The organism is Nocardia sp. NPDC055053 (assembly GCF_053608285.1).
The window spans coordinates 46,416-61,069 of sequence record NZ_JBSGVD010000023.1 but is presented as its reverse complement, the minus strand read 5'-3'; the positions used below and the strand labels follow the sequence as shown (position 1 = coordinate 61,069).

13 protein-coding genes are annotated in these 14,654 nt (G+C 63.5%); 2 read left to right on the top strand and 11 right to left on the bottom strand.

Going from position 1 to position 14,654, the window contains the following annotated elements:
• Positions 1-138 precede the first annotated feature (138 nt).
• The 3 genes from ACWF82_RS23010 to ACWF82_RS23000 are packed head-to-tail and all read right to left on the bottom strand — an operon-like array spanning position 139 to position 5,818.
• Positions 139-1,137, bottom strand: coding sequence for an ABC transporter permease (locus ACWF82_RS23010; RefSeq protein ID WP_452504171.1), 999 nt, complete (start codon positions 1,135-1,137; stop codon positions 139-141).
• 8 nt (positions 1,138-1,145) lie between these two features.
• Complete coding sequence (locus ACWF82_RS23005; RefSeq protein WP_452504169.1) at positions 1,146-3,857, bottom strand: oligopeptide/dipeptide ABC transporter ATP-binding protein; 2,712 nt, start codon at positions 3,855-3,857, stop codon at positions 1,146-1,148.
• On the bottom strand, positions 3,854-5,818 hold the full coding sequence (locus ACWF82_RS23000; protein WP_452504167.1) for an ABC transporter substrate-binding protein: 1,965 nt from the start codon (positions 5,816-5,818) through the stop codon (positions 3,854-3,856). The genes ACWF82_RS23005 and ACWF82_RS23000 overlap by 4 nt, the downstream gene beginning before the upstream one ends.
• A 284-nt stretch (positions 5,819-6,102) precedes the next feature.
• Between ACWF82_RS23000 and ACWF82_RS22995 the strand changes: the two genes are divergently transcribed.
• A complete protein-coding gene (locus ACWF82_RS22995) occupies positions 6,103-7,179 on the top strand; it encodes a 2OG-Fe(II) oxygenase family protein (protein ID WP_452504165.1) in 1,077 nt (358 codons plus the stop codon).
• A 147-nt stretch (positions 7,180-7,326) separates the two neighbouring features.
• Positions 7,327-7,869, top strand: coding sequence for a DUF6879 family protein (locus ACWF82_RS22990; protein WP_452504164.1), 543 nt, complete (start codon positions 7,327-7,329; stop codon positions 7,867-7,869).
• Between the two features lie 37 nt (positions 7,870-7,906).
• Here the strand turns inward: ACWF82_RS22990 and ACWF82_RS22985 are convergent, their stop codons facing one another.
• The 8 genes from ACWF82_RS22985 to ACWF82_RS22950 all read right to left on the bottom strand — a co-directional run bounded on the left by ACWF82_RS22985 (position 7,907) and on the right by ACWF82_RS22950 (position 14,649).
• Positions 7,907-9,034, bottom strand: coding sequence for a glycosyltransferase family 4 protein (locus ACWF82_RS22985; RefSeq protein ID WP_452504162.1), 1,128 nt, complete (start codon positions 9,032-9,034; stop codon positions 7,907-7,909).
• Between the two features lie 14 nt (positions 9,035-9,048).
• Positions 9,049-9,969 carry a phytanoyl-CoA dioxygenase family protein gene (locus ACWF82_RS22980; RefSeq protein ID WP_452504160.1) on the bottom strand — a complete coding sequence of 307 codons (921 nt, stop codon included), beginning with the start codon at positions 9,967-9,969 and terminating at the stop codon, positions 9,049-9,051.
• Between the two features lie 44 nt (positions 9,970-10,013).
• Positions 10,014-10,901: a phytanoyl-CoA dioxygenase family protein gene (locus ACWF82_RS22975; protein ID WP_452504158.1), complete on the bottom strand. Its 888-nt coding sequence runs from the start codon at positions 10,899-10,901 to the stop codon at positions 10,014-10,016.
• Positions 10,902-10,974: 73 nt separating this feature from the next.
• A complete protein-coding gene (locus ACWF82_RS22970) occupies positions 10,975-12,324 on the bottom strand; it encodes a cytochrome P450 (RefSeq protein WP_452504156.1) in 1,350 nt (449 codons plus the stop codon).
• Positions 12,321-12,776, bottom strand: coding sequence for an ester cyclase (locus tag ACWF82_RS22965; protein ID WP_452504154.1), 456 nt, complete (start codon positions 12,774-12,776; stop codon positions 12,321-12,323). The genes ACWF82_RS22970 and ACWF82_RS22965 overlap by 4 nt, the downstream gene beginning before the upstream one ends.
• Positions 12,777-12,795: 19 nt before the next feature.
• Positions 12,796-13,068: an acyl carrier protein gene (locus tag ACWF82_RS22960; RefSeq protein ID WP_452504152.1), complete on the bottom strand. Its 273-nt coding sequence runs from the start codon at positions 13,066-13,068 to the stop codon at positions 12,796-12,798.
• 62 nt (positions 13,069-13,130) lie between these two features.
• The gene (locus tag ACWF82_RS22955) at positions 13,131-13,928 is read right to left on the bottom strand and encodes a cupin-like domain-containing protein (RefSeq protein WP_452504151.1); all 798 of its coding nucleotides are present in this window, start codon (positions 13,926-13,928) and stop codon (positions 13,131-13,133) included.
• 46 nt (positions 13,929-13,974) lie between these two features.
• On the bottom strand, positions 13,975-14,649 hold the full coding sequence (locus ACWF82_RS22950) for a hypothetical protein (protein WP_452504149.1): 675 nt from the start codon (positions 14,647-14,649) through the stop codon (positions 13,975-13,977).
• Between the last annotated feature and the right edge of the window lie 5 nt (positions 14,650-14,654).

Sequence of the window (14,654 nt, the reverse complement as noted above, 5' to 3'; positions counted from 1 at the left end):
TCCAGGGAAGCCGAGATGAGCGGTGAATGGGACACTTTGCGGACGACGTGATAGGCCACCTACTCGTGGAGCGGTCCCGCGAGCCAGCGGACGTTCCGGAAGTCGGCAGGCAGTTCCAGCCGACCGTCATCGCGCTCATCAGTCATCAGGGGTCCTGGGATCGGCAAGTGCCTGACCGAGGTCGACGAGGAAGTTCGTCAGAACGTAGATCGCGCCGAGTGTCAGGGTGATTCCGGCGATAGTGGTGTAGTCGCCGGCTTTGATGGCTTGCGCGGTGTAGAGGCCGAGGCCGGGCCAGGCGAAGATCAGTTCCAGCAGGATGTCGGCTCCGAACATGGCAGCGACCTGCATGCCCGCGATCGACAGTGTCGAGTTCACCGAATTCCGCAACGCGTGTTTGACGACGACGCGGAGCTCCGTCATGCCTTTGACACGGGCAGTGCGTACGAAGTCCGAGCGCAGGGTGTGCTGCAGGCTGCTACGGAGTGCCCGGCCGATAGCGACCGCGGGGATCATGGACAAGCACACGACGGGAAGTATCAAGTGCTCGACCGCATCGATGAATACGCTCGGCCGCCCGGCAAGCAGCGAGTCGATGAGTAGGAACCCGGTCGGTCCGTCGGGTGCGTCACTGTAGGAGCTGCGTCCGCGAGCCGGGAGAACTCCGAACTCTTTGTAGAACAACAGGATTCCGAGCAAGGCAGCGAGGAATATCGGCATCGATGATCCGCCGATCAGCACGAATCGAAGGGCACCCGACCCGGGCCACCGCAGTGCTGTCGCCACGCCGAGCAGCAAGCCGAGCAGAACGGCCAGCGCAAAGCCACAGATGATCAGTTCCGCTGTGGCGGGCAGATAGTCGGCGATATCGGAGCTGACCGGCCGCCGCGTCACCGCGGACTGTCCGAAGTCGCCGGTAGCCGCCTTCTCGACGTAGTCGACATATTGCACCGGCAGCGGCCGATCGAGACCGAGATCGTGCCGTGCTCGCTCGACGACCTCGGCGGAGGCCCTGTCGCCGACGAACGCTCGAGCCGGATCGACCGGCGAGACCTGCCGGAGCACGAACACCACCGCGACGAGCGCGAGCAGCACGAGGATGGTCGAACTGCCGCGCCGGGCTATGACTTTGAGCATTCCGGCGGTCAGCGATCGGTGAGGCGGTCGCGAATGACGTCACCAGCGAAGTTCGCGATCGTGGCGAGCACGAAGAGCCCGATCGCGGGCATGATCGGCACCCACCAGGAATCCAGCAGATAGGGAAGTCCCCTCGCGCACATCGCACCCAACTCGGGAGCAGGCGCGGGAGCACCGAGCCCGACGAAGGAGAGGCCGGACAGCATCAGGATCAAGGCGCCGACGTCGAGACTGGCCGCGACAATGGTCGGCGGCCACGCGCCAGGTAGCAGGTGCAGCCGGCCGAGCCGGAATCGGCCCGCACCGGACAGCCGCGCGGCGTCGATGTGCGGCAGCGATCGGAGCCTGGTCACCTCGCCCCGGACAACGCGCGCGTACAGCGGCCACCACACGAGTGCCACCGCCGACAGCGTATGTACATACGACGGCCCGATCGCGGCTACGACGGCGATCGCGAGCAAGGACGCAGGCAGGGCGATGAAGATATCGGTGATACGCATCAGGATCCGGTCGACGGCCCCGCCGAGGGTGCCGGCGACGAGCCCCACGGCGCCGCCGAGGACTATTCCGGACGCGATCACACAGAGGGCACCCCACCAACTGGAGCGCATGCCGATCAGGACGCGGCTCAGGATGTCGCGCCCGACCTCGTCGGTGCCGAGCCAATGCGCCGCGTTGGGTGGGGTTGTCGGGCGCCCCACCGGGAGATCGGGGTTGAAGGGGGCAATCCACGACGCGCCGAGCATGACGGCGATCAGGGTCGCCAGCACACACAGCGTGATCACATCACCTGGCGTGACGCGTCGGCGCGGCGCTACTGCTTCGGGCAGCGATTCACTGCCCGCGCCGCTGCTGAGCAAGGATGCCGACGCCGGGACGTTCGACTCCCCTGTCGGGGTGCTGCGCTGTTTTTCCGGTGCGCTCCTGATAGTCGGCACCGCGGCCACCAATGCCTTGCTGTAGGGGTGCGACGGTGCGTGGGCAACCTCCTCTGCTGCACCGACCTCGACGATCTCCCCGCGATACATCACGGCGACACGGTCGGCGATGAAACGCGCCGCAGCCAGATCGTGGGTCACGAAGATGACCGTCAGCCCGAACTCGCGCCGCAGCGTCTGAATCAAGTTCAACGTCGACGCCGCCAGCGGCGCGTCCAACGCCGAGGTCGGCTCGTCACACAGCAACACTGCCGGTACAACGATCGTCGCCCGCGCGAACGCGACGCGCTGGCGCTGCCCTGTGGACAAGCTGTCGGCCCGGAGGTCAGCGACGGCCGCCGGCAGCCCCACACGTTCGAGCGCTGCGATCACCCGGGCCCGGCGGTCGGCCCGGCCGAGTGTCCGTGGCAGCCGTTCACCGACCTGCCGACCGACGGTCAGCCAGGGTGTCAGCGACGCGCTGACATCCTGGAAGATCATCTGCGTCGACGATCCGGACAGCTCGATGACACCGCTGTCGGGTTTCTCCAATCCGGCAAGCATCCGCAGCAGTGTCGATTTGCCCGATCCGGACTCGCCCACCACCGCGACGGCCTCGCCTGCTTCCACCTGCAGGTCGAGGTTGCGCAGCACCGGCAGCACCTCGCGCCTGGCCAGCCCGTTGCGAATTCGGAAGTCCTTGCCGACCGCAGTGCAGCGTACGGCCGGTCGCGAGCGGTCCGGGAGGCCCAGCGGCGGGAACGCGGGAGTCGGCCCACGCACCTGGGTCCGGTCGGCCTCTGCCGGGAGGATGCACGCCGCGAGACCGCTGTGGGTGGCAGCCGGTGCCAGGGGGATCGGCGACTTCTCGCAGTCGTCGGTGCGCAACGCGCATCGCGGAGCGAACGGACAACCCGATTGACGGACACCGGGATTCGGTGGCATCCCGGCCAGCACCGGTATTCGGTGTCCCAACGGCAGGCCGAGATCGAGTCGCGAACCAAGGAGGCCGACCGTATAGGGGTGAGATGGAGTGGCGAGGACATCGGTCGTGGCGCCGATTTCGACGAGGCGGCCTCCGTACATGACCGCGACCCGGTCGGCGACCTCTGCGGCGACGCCGATGTCGTGGGTGATCAGCAATACCGAGCAACCGAGCTCGGTCCGCAGGTCAGAGAGCAACGCCAGAATCTGCGCCTGCACCGTGACATCGAGCGCCGAGGTCGGTTCGTCGGCAATGATCAGGTCCGGCTGCGCGGCGATCGCGATCGCGATCATGACCCGTTGCCGCAATCCCGCGGAAAGCTCGTGGGGGTATGACCGCAGCCTGCTCCCTGCCCGCGTGACCCCGACCAGGTCGAGCAGCCGGACCGCCTCCGCGGTCGAGCCTGCGACTTCCCGCACCTGGTCGCCGATCCGCATCGTCGGATTCAGCGATGTCATCGGATTCTGAAACACCGCGCCCAGGTGGGCGCGGCGGACCCTGCGTCGCTCGGCGGGCGAGGCGGCGACCATGTCGACGCCACACACCTCTGCCCGCCCGGTGACGACAGCAGGCGGCTCGCCCACCGGAACTCCGAGCAGGCTCAGCCCCAAAACGCTCTTGCCGGAACCGGACTCCCCCACGAGCGCGATGATCTCCCCGGCCGCGATCTCGAGGCCAACTCCCCGAACCGCGCGCAACGCGACGCCCCGGCGGCGGAACGTCACCTCGAGGTCGCGCACACGGGCACGGGGCGCGAGCGTGTCGGTCGGCCGCCTACCTTCGTCCCCGTTGGCTGCTCCGTTGCGGAAGCGCGTCACCTCGCTGTCACCTTTTGAAGCAGGTTGACAGGCACCATTCCCGTGCCGAGCAGCGTATGGACGATCTGGCCGATGCCGGAGTCGGTCACGATGACGTCTTCGAGGTCGCAGAGGTTGATGACCCAGGCCTGATCCATCACGATCTCAGCGCCCTGGACCCAGTGCCTTTCGGCCTCCGCTTTGCTGAGTGATCGCTTCCCGGCGTCCATGACCGCGTCCAGAACACTGTTCGAGTAGTTGAACCAGTTGATCGGCGATACACCTGTGCGAAAGAAGATCCGCAGTGTGGTGTCCGCATTGAGCGCGTCGCCGCCGGACCCGTGGACCAGCATGTGCGGTTGCTGCCCGACTGGCGTCGAATGCAGTGCGAATACCTGCGAGGTCGGCATGGCCCGCACCGTCGCGGCCAGTCCCAATGCCGCCAGCTGCGTCTGGAGGAGTTCGGCAACACGGGCATCGGTGGCACCACCGGCCTCGTCGTAGGCGAGGTCGATCTGCTTGTCGCTGTCCGGCAGTTTCGCGATCAGCGCCTTCAACTCGGATACGTCGTGGTCGGGCGCATCCGGCGCGACCCCGTCCGGCAACACTCCGGCCGGGTAGAACTGGGTGGATCGTGAGACTGTCGGGCCGTAGGCGGGTTCGATCAGCGCCGGAACGTTCACCGCCTCGCGCATCGCTCGGCGGAACCCGGTATCGGAGAACGCACCCTTCTTCCAGTTCAGGAAGATCGAGGACTTGAACGCCGTCGGATGTTCCGTCACAGTCAACGCCGGGTTCGTCTTCATCGCCTCGATCGCGGCGATCGGCAGGCCCTTGGTGATGATGTCCAATTGGCCCTGCTCGAGCAGGAGACGTTGCGTCGTGATGTCCGGGATGATCTCGATGCGCAGTGTGGTGAATTCCGGTTTCGTTCCCCAGTAGCCCTCGTAGGCGGTGAGCGTGTAATGGCTGCTCGGCACGAACTCGGTGATCCGATAGGGCCCGGTTCCCGCATCGTGCGTACTCAACCAGCCCTGGGCCAGATCATCGTTCACGCTGTGGTCCTGCACCGCGGTCGGGCTCACTGCTTTGAGCCCCCAAGGGCAGGCCAGGTAGTCGAGGAACGGTTCGACAGGTTGTCTGAGCTCGATCACGAGCGTGGAGTCGTCGGGCGCGGACATCGACTCGACGTCGGCGATCAGGTAGGCAGGCGCTTGGTTGACGGCCGAACGCCGTGCATAGCTCTTGATGAACGTGGTGGCCGTCATCGGCGTGCCGTCGTGGAAGGTGACACCGGTACGTAGCTCGAACGTGTAGGTGAGCCCGTCGTCGGAGATCGTCCACGTCTCGGCCAGTCCGGGTCCGATTTCGGGCGAATCGGGTGTGTAGGCGACCAAGCCTTCGTAGGCACTCAGGGTGACCTGCAGACCCTCTCCCTCGTAGAAGATGTCAGGGTCGGGGACTTGCATGTCCGCCAGGAATCCGAACCGGATCGTGTCACCGACCGTCCCGGCTCCACGGGATCCGCCCGAACATGCCGACAACAGCGCCGATACCCCGAGGGCTTCGGCCACCGCGACGAGCGTGGTGGCCTTCAGGAACGTCCGTCGGTCCGCAGTCGTACTCGCGTCTGATCTACCCATAACGACCCCCAAGCCTTCGCGGGCGCGGTGCCGGGCACTACCGGCATCGCGAGCGACATCCGATTTCGTTCCGAGGTCCGCCACCCAACCATCGCGGCGACCCAACGCATGATCCGAATCATCAGTGTCACACAGCAATCCAGATCTACATGCCGAAATCGCCCGTGGCACAACCGAACTTGGGACCCCACCGCGAGCGTCGGCGCTCCGCGAGTCGAGCGGCGCGCCGATGTCAGCGTGCACAGATGCCTGCGTTTTATGGCGGCGTCCGACGGACTTTCGGAAGCCGAAGCGAGACTGGGAGATGCGCGGCGCGCGGCGCCGAAGGTCGTGGTTCACAGGGCTTGACACTCGGCGAGCGTCCCCGGATCGCCTGTGCACGCGTTGAGAATCCGGCCCACGACGCGAAAGGCGCCATCATGTGCGACATCTATTGACAGCACACCTGTGGTGATGCGATGTTTAATACAGTACAGTCCGCGGCAGCCGAGATGTGGACGAACACGGCACCAGCGGTCTCACCGATCTGATCCGTGCTTCTATCGTGCACCTCTACTCGATTATTGTCGGGCACCAGCCCGAGTTATTGTGCTCGATATCATCGTCCATTCAGGGGTGAAGGCGTGAGCGACAAAGAAACCAATGATGCGGTATCCATCCTCGGAGTCCCGGAAACCGATTCCGACTATTCCGGGTACACGCTCGTCGAGAGCCCCGGCGACAACTTCGACGACAATTTCCGTCCGCAGGTCTGCGACCTGGCGGATCTGCACGGCAACGCGGCGGCACGAGATCGTTTCATCAACCAGTTCGGTACCGCCATGGAGGACGTCGGGATCGCGATTTTGATCAACCATGGTATCGGCGCCGATGAATTTCACACCACCGATGCCTACACATTGAACATTTTCACAACGATACCCGATGAACAGAAAATGAAGTTCGTTTCAACGGACTGTGCCTATGGTGAGCCCTACTATTTGGGGTACGTCCCACTCCGGGAGAGTATGCCTGCGCTGCCTCATGCGGTGGAAGCATGGGAATTCGACAGATCCGCCTTCCGAATCACCGGGGAAGATGCGGACAAGGCTCTCGCCTACTGGCCGGACGAGAAATTCGAAGCAGCATTCAGAGGTTTCTGGCGCGCGTGCGAGGAGTTGACCCCACAGCTCGGCAGAGCTCTGCTCCGGTACCTGGACGTCGATCCTTCGTTCTACGACGAGGACATCTCCCCCACGAACGACGTGCTGAGATTGAATCACTACCCGCCCATCAGCACTCCCGTCGACGACCTTGCTTCGCCGGCCCGCGTGCTGTCTCACGAGGACTATGGGCTTCTCAGCCTGATGATAGGAAGTCCGGTAGAGGGGTTACAGGTATATCGCCCTCGAAGCAAGGCGTGGAGCAGGGTGCGCACCCCGGCCGATTCCCTTGTTGTTATCAGCGGAGAATGGCTCAGATTCATCAGCAACGGTACCTTTCGTGCCTGCACCCATCGCGTCAGCGTGCCACGCGATCCCGCCCAGCGCGCCGTGCCCCGGGTCACCGTTCTCTACACGCTTCACCCTTATGAAGCGGCGCTCGTCAAAGTATTGCCGGGGTTCCATCCGAAACATCCGTCGATCAGGGGCAGAGATTTCATGACACGGGTTGCCGACAGACTGTCCGAACGATGCCGTTTGTTGACGGATCAGCCATGAGATTCTCCTGGCCGAGGACCACACTTCCCAACTCGGGCGATCCAGCCTGACCGAGCATATCGAGATCGGATGCGATTCTATGAGTAGTCGATTCAGTCCGAATACCCCTGGTCATGCCAGGAGCCGACGGTCGATCGACGGGGGGCGGTGACTGTGTTGTTTCTTCCTCGGTCCGACCTGGCTTCTTTGTTCGAGCAGGCTCGGTACCGCGCCTTCCAATTCGAGGTGGAAGATGAGCATGTCGTGAGCGACGAACACGAACCGATGCGCCGATATCAGGCCGGCCTGGTGCCGCTCGACCCGGACGATTACCCGGTGTTGTGGAAGGAATGGGAGGACCTGAGCGACGCGACCACCGCCAGAGGAGTCGCCATGCAACGTGTCCGGGTCGTCACCGAACCCCTGACCGAGTACATCCGTTTTCTGCACGCGGTGACCGGGCGTAACCAGGCACACGGTGAAGATATTCGCTGGCTCCCCCGTCACTGGTTGAATCCGGAGGACTACACCACGGACGAGTGGTGCCTGATCGACGACGACACGCTTGCCTGGACGCTGTTCGACGAGGAGGATTTCGTGGGCTACGGCCTGACGCATGATCCGGTCGAAGTCGCACGCGCGATCGCCGTGCGCGACGCGCTGTGGGCAAAAGCTGTCCCCCACACCGACTACGTTCCAGGGGATCGATAGCCGACTGGCGTCGAATGGCCTTGGGGTTCAACGCAACTCAGTTGCTGGGACCCCAGGCCGGTGCCGTTCGAGCACCCGATCGTCGATGCCACAACGACCCACGAATCAGTTCCAGCACACCTCCGTTCCGATGCCCGAACGATCGCGGCGGCAACGACCGATACATCCGCAGGTACGCCTCGACCATTCGGTCCGGGTGCCGGTCGCCGGCGACCGAGGCCAACGCGCCCGCGACGATCCTTTCCCGGATCCGCGTATCTCCGAGCTCGCGCAAACAACGGGAAATCTCGGAGAATGCCGCGCGCCGACGGTATTTCAGCCCGTTCACCCCATCGGTGACCATGTCGAAACCGGCGCTGTCGGGCACGATCACCGGACAGCCCGAGGCCATCGCCTCGAGCATCACCATCGGATGCCCCTCGGACCGCGAGGTCGAGATCAGCGCGCCACCACCGGCGGCCACATCCCGATACAACTGCACCAGAGCAGCTTTCGAACACAGGCCTGGCCGGTAGTCCACCCGCCCGGCCAGCCAATCGTCGAGCCCCAGTGTCTCCGCATTGTCGTCGGTGTCGACGATCACGACCTCGAAATCCGCCAGCGCACCGGCCGCCACCAGATACAACAGCCCGTGGATGTCTTTGGCCGGCCAGTCGGTATCCACCGTCCGGCCCACCCACAGCAGCTGCGGACGCCCGCCCGCCCGCCCGGGCCCCGGCGTGCACACGGCCACATCCGGAGCATTCGCGATCACCTGAGGCAAGGTCGCCGTGCGCGTGATCAACGCCGTGGCCGCGTCGGCCGACACCGCTGTGTACCCGTCGAACCGCACCGCGGTCACATCGGTCGGGGTACTGACGTGCCCAGTCACCACCGTCCCCGCGAACAGCGCCGCCCACCGCAGCAGCGACCCGAGGCCAGGCCAGGTCGGGCACGCCGATGTCGCGTGCACCACCGTGAAGTCTCCCCGCGCGAGCCGTGCCGCCACCGGCGCGGGCGACCCGATCCACACGCCCAGCGCACACAACGACCCGACCCGGCCCGGGCTGCCCTGCGGCGCGTACGCCCCACACCGGACACCACGGTCCTCCAGCCCCCGGATCAGCACCTCCAGGACCGCTTCCACCCCGCCGTCGAAGACCGTCGCAACGAAAAGAACACGCACCTCGCCGGCTCGCCTCATATCTGTAGGTCTCCCGACTCACCCGAGGGAGATTCCGGCGTATCCCAGAGTACGGGACAAATCTTGGGATCGCTGTAGTCGACGTCCCCGTTCGGAAGTCTGCCGCACATCTGATCGTTGACATGTGACTGCAGTTTCCCCGTTTCATCGTAGACCCGCTGGTATCGGTTCGCGCCATCCTGCATGTGCACGATCAGGCCTACTCTCGCAAGGTTGCTCAGATTTGAGCCGCTGCCGTGAATCGTCATGCAGCTGTGAAAGCTCACTTGGCCTTTGCGTAACAAGAGCGGTACACGACGAATCGGCATTCCGGTGCGCATGAGCAAACTATCCGCCTTTTCCGGGTCGGCGCCGAGAATGAATTCGTCGTTATAGCGAACCGCGCGTATTTGCTCGGTATCCGACCATCGATGGCTACCGTCGATCATTATCACGGGCCCCATGGATTCGTCACTATCCTGGAGAGCGATCCACGCGGTCAACATTCTGGTGGAGGTGCAGGTGTGCCAATGAACACGGTCGGAATGCCATTCGATGGTGTGCTCCGTGCGCGGTGGCTTGTATATCAAGCTGCTCAACCAGAGCCTGATCTGACTGGTCTGCGCCAGCCGCGCCGCAATGGCCCCGATCAAGGGCTGGAGCATGAAGCTTCCAAGACGGTCGCTGGTCAGTGCGACGTGATCGTTGAATCGGAGCTGATGAGGCGAGCCCTCGATCCAGTCGTCCATCTCGTCGAGCGTGATGGGTAACGCCCTGTCGCGCTCGCCCCTGTGGTAAGCCGCTAATGCAGCCGACACGGCGTCCACCACTTCGTCGGTGAACAATCGTGGGGTAACGAACCAGCCGTGCTCCTGATAGAACTCGACATCGTCGTCGGATGGCAGCAACTCCTGTTCGGTCGGCGACAACTCGAACATGATACCTCGTTCCAAATCGACAGAAAAATACGGAAGACGGCGTGCTACTTATCCCACAGCACGGGACAAATCGTGGGGTCGCTGTAGTCGAAATCGCCGTTCGGTAGCTTGCGGCACATCCGATCGTTGGCAGTGGTGAGCAATTCTCCCGCTTGGTCGTAGACCGGCTGGTAGCGATTCACGCGATCCTGCATATCGACTGTTGCCCCGACCCTGGCACGCCCGCTCAGATTGGGGCCGCTGCTGTGGAGCGTCAGGCAGTGATGGAAACTGACTTCGCCCTTGCGCAACAACATGGGAACGGTTCGCAGTGGCATGCCGGTGCGCTCGAGGCGGTCCTGCAACAACGCGGGATCGGCGCCGAAAAATGTTCGGCCGTACCTGATGGCACGAATGTCTTCGGTATCCGGCCAGCGGTGGCTTTCATCGATCATCACCACCGGACCCATGGACTCGTCACAGTCTTGCAGAGCGATCCACGCAGTCAACATATTGATGGAGGTACAGGTACGCAGGTAGGCGCGTTCGGCATGCCATCCTATAGTGGTATCGCCGCCGGCGGTTTGTGGTTGCTTGTACACAATACTGCTCTGCCACAATCTGATCTGGCTCGTTTGCGCCAACCGCGCTGCGACGGCCGCGACTATCGGCTGCAGCATGAAATCGCGGAGGCGGCGATTTGTCAGCGCGACATAGTCGTTGAACCGGATCTGGTGCACCGCACCCGGAGCCCAGTCGTAGAGTTCGTCGATCGCGCCCGGGAGCACGTAATCACGCTCGCGTCGATGATGCGCCTCCAATGCGTTCAACGCATCGTCGACCGCTTCCTCGGTGAACAACCGTGGTGTGATGAACCAGCCGTGCTCCCGATAGAACTCGACATCGTCATCGGAAGGGAGCAATTCTTGTTCAGCACTTGTCAACTCGAACACCGAACACCTCTTTCACATCGGCAACACGACGCCCGGAAGCTGTGTTATTGCTGTCCGGACTCACTTCAACCCCTCATCGGCCAGCCCGGCGGTCGAGAACACGCAGATGCAGTCCTCCTGGTACCAAGGAGACGGAAAGTGGGGGGCGGATGCGCAGGCCGGGGATAGTCTGCAACCGCCAGCGACTCGCGATAATCACCAAGGCCAGCACGACCTCGGTCATCCCGAAGGCTTCCCCGATACACTTCCTGGCCCCGCCGCCGAAGGGCAGCAGGCTTCCAGGGGACGATGCCGCGCGTTCCGGCAGCCAACGGTCGGGATCGAAACGATCGGGATCGTCGTAGAGGTCGGCCCGCCGGTGAATGAGGTACGGGCTCAGGGCAATGGTGCTGCCGACTGGCAGATCGTAGGGGCCGAGCCCCACCCCGGCGGTCACTGTCCGGGTGAAGAACCACGCAGGAGGATAGAGGCGAAGGGTTTCGGTGACGATCCTGCTCGCGACCGTCAGCCGCTCCAGGTCACTGTATTCGGGCTGCCGTCCCGAAAGCACCGTATCGACCTCGGCATGCAACTGCGCCTCGATGTCGGGGTGTTGCGCGAGAACACACAGCACCCACGCCAACGCGGAGGACGTAGTCTCCGTTCCCGCGACGAAGAACGTGACGACAGCATCGCTGACATCGTCGTCGATGCTGCTACGAGCGTCACTCTCACGGTCGTGGGCCGCCATCAGCGCCGAGAGCAGATCCCCGTTGTCGATGCCGCTCGCGCGACGATCGGCGATGATGCCGTTCATCGTCTTGCGCAGCCGACGATTGGCGTGGTTGTACCGCCTGGTACCGGGAATCGGTAGACGGCTGATCGCGTCCGGCAGCAACGTGCGTTGAAAGGTGCCGTCGAAGGTGGCGGTGAGATCGCCGATCACCTCGTGCAGCACCCCGGCCGGGAGGGTACTGGAGAACATGGCGGCGCCGAATACCCTGGACGTGATCGTGAACATCTCCGGACAGACGTCGAGGACTTGACCGGAATGCCAACCGTTTACGACGGAGGCTATCTGCGTTGTCATCGTGTGCGCATAATCCGCGAGACGTCTCGGATGAAAGGCGGGCTGGGCCAGGCGGCGCTTGTGCCGATGCTCGCTGTGTGTGCATGTGGCGACGCTTTCGCCCAGCCACTCCCGCTCTCGTTCCAGGAACAAACCACCTTTGTCGAAGGTCCGGTCGTCGACCAGAACTTTGCGAGTCAGCCCGGGATCACAGATCACCACAGCGGCTTTCGGGCCGAGGCGGATCTTCACGAGATCACCGTGTTCGGGTAGCTGAGCCAGAAAGGTGAAGGGCTGCTTCAAGAACGGCAGGAGATGGCCGACCACAGGCCGGGCGCCCGGCGCAGTCGGTATCTCGCGGGAGAGCTCTGTCATGAGACGTTACGTTTCCCTTCATAGATCCCTGGACCACCGCTGCCGACGGCCCCGACCTGGCGAAGCCAGCCGAACCAATCCTCGAGGCCCCAGGACCGGACAATGAGTCCGTCGGCGATCTGGTGAAATTCGTGAATCCGGATCCGGACAGCGCTTCCGGTGGCGGGAACACCGAGCCACTCCCCCTCGTGTACGCCGCGCATCTCCCCGCGGACCGCGACCATCCCGTTGCCGTCCTCCCCGCGTCCGTCGACGATCATGTGCACGACGATCGTGAAGTCGGAGAACGCGTGATCGATTGCGGCAACGAGACTTTCGATGCCCTCGCGGCCTGACGCGGGCCCGGACGAGTCGTCGACCCAGTCGGGGGCCATCACGCCGTCGAGTAGGGCGACGTCGCCGCTCAAACCGCGGTAGAACGTCGTGATCAGGTCGTCGACTGCTCGCGTCACCGGTGAGCTCCTCCCGCTTCTATGGCATTCCGTGCGGCGCGGCCAAGAGCTTGTTGACGTACTCGAGGGCGAGCCGAGGCGTCCGGAGAATCTCGACGGTTTCATTCGGCAGCAGCATCGGTATCGGCACGTGCCATTCCCGCTGGATTCGTTCGGCCAATTCGATCGTGCCGAGCGAGTCCAGCCCGAGTTCCTCGAAGGGCTCGTCGAGTGTCTTCTCGGTGAGTTCCAGTTCGGCTCCTTCACACGCCCGATACAGTCGACTCAAATCATCGAGGGCGAACTCTCTCATCAGTACTCCTTATCGGAAAGGCAGCGACTCACCAATGCCTGAACCAGATCGGGCGACAAAGGTCAGACGGTGGTTTCGTGGCAGGTGCACGCGGTGACCCGGTCGAGGTGTGCAAGGTGCAGAATGTGGCGTGCCGCTACCTGGATCGCGCAGAACGCGACGTGTTTGTAGGTACCGAAGAAGCCGCTCAGCAGGATACTGGCCGAGCGATTGTACACTTCATGCCACCAGTGATCGGGAACGTACAGTGCGTCACCGGCCTGGAGTTCGATTTCGAACAGACTCTTTTCGGAGTTCGTCGACACCGCGGCTATCTCCGCCAAGGGCCGGGCCGAAAGACGTGCCCACGGGTCGTACTTCGCGGACAGCGCGTCGGCCCCTTCGACGAAACCCGGCGGCGCTATGCGGAAGCGCTTGTTTCCGCGGATCGCTACGGCAATGTTTCCCAGCAGGTCGTAGTGAGCACCGGTGCGCGCGCCCGCGGGGCCCACCCAGACGCCGGGGGGTGGGGAGACCGCCCGCCGTGGGAAGAGTCTCTTTCGAGGCGATATGTCGGCCTGCAGCTGTGGGAACCTACGCAAGAGGTCGAATTCCTTGAGATACAGGGATTCCTCGCCGGGATCGTCGAGAGCGAGGAACTCCATGTACGCTCCCAGCGTCGACTCGGTGAAATGTGTCGCGGCGCTCTCACGATCTCCCCGAACCAACTCGATGGTCATCTCGGGCCGCAGCTTTCCGAGGAAGTCGAAATCCCACCGATGCACGGCCGGCCAGCCGGCGGCCAGTCCCGGAAGGAACGCTGGTTCTTTTCTGGCGATGTACTCGCTCAATAGTCCGGTTGCCGGTCGTAGCTGCAGCATTTCTTCTCCCCTCGGCTCGCGCTGTATGCGGTCGTCCACAGCTGGCTCAAAGATTCCTGTGGATCACGACCCCGTAGTCCAGGGACTGCGGGTGGGGAAAGTAATTCGGCTTGACCGAGACTGTCGTCGTGAAGCCGTTCAAATAGTAGTAGCGAAGCTGCCGGTCGACGGGAGTCCCGTCATCGTTTGTCGCCCGCACGTAGGAGAGGGGTGAACCCTCCGGGTTGGCCTTGATCCATTCACGCAATCCAGGGACGGTCGACCCGCCGTACAGGTTCCGATAACCCAATTCGGCCAGCTGCGGCAAGAACGAGCGAAACAGAGCTCCGGCCGCTGCGGAGCTGGTACTGGTCAGACTCACGCCGAACAGGCAATCGGTACTGCCGTGTGGGGGAAGTGGGGCGTAGGCACAGGCTCTCCAATTCTCCGCCGCGCAAATCGTTTCCTTGGTGATGGGTCGAGCGAACATGGACGCGAGGAGTCTGTCCCCGTCCGGCGAGAATGCGCCCGCGGCATGTTCGGGTAGCTGATCGATTCTCTCGAACAGCTCCTCGGCTGTCGCTGCCTGTTCGTGGTCCCACTTGGTGCGCTCCATGTCCACCAGTTGGTCCAAGTCGGATAACCGCAGGTTGCGAACCACGATATCGTCTCCACCGACGGTTCGAACAGAAGTACGCGGAAGGTTTTCGCCTGTTGGCATGTGTTTTCCCTTCGAAAGCATTTTCT

What these genes read in the sequence shown, in the direction of transcription:
- ACWF82_RS23010 (WP_452504171.1), bottom strand. Translation starts at nt 1,137, where the DNA reads ATGCTCAAAGTCATAGCCCGGCGCGGCAGTTCGACCATCCTCGTGCTG.
- ACWF82_RS22980 (WP_452504160.1), bottom strand. Translation starts at nt 9,969, where the DNA reads ATGTTCGAGTTGTCGCCGACCGAACAGGAGTTGCTGCCATCCGACGAC.
- ACWF82_RS22970 (WP_452504156.1), bottom strand. Translation starts at nt 12,324, where the DNA reads ATGACAGAGCTCTCCCGCGAGATACCGACTGCGCCGGGCGCCCGGCCT.
- ACWF82_RS22960 (WP_452504152.1), bottom strand. Translation starts at nt 13,068, where the DNA reads ATGAGAGAGTTCGCCCTCGATGATTTGAGTCGACTGTATCGGGCGTGT.
- ACWF82_RS22955 (WP_452504151.1), bottom strand. Translation starts at nt 13,928, where the DNA reads ATGCTGCAGCTACGACCGGCAACCGGACTATTGAGCGAGTACATCGCC.
- ACWF82_RS22950 (WP_452504149.1), bottom strand. Translation starts at nt 14,649, where the DNA reads ATGCTTTCGAAGGGAAAACACATGCCAACAGGCGAAAACCTTCCGCGT.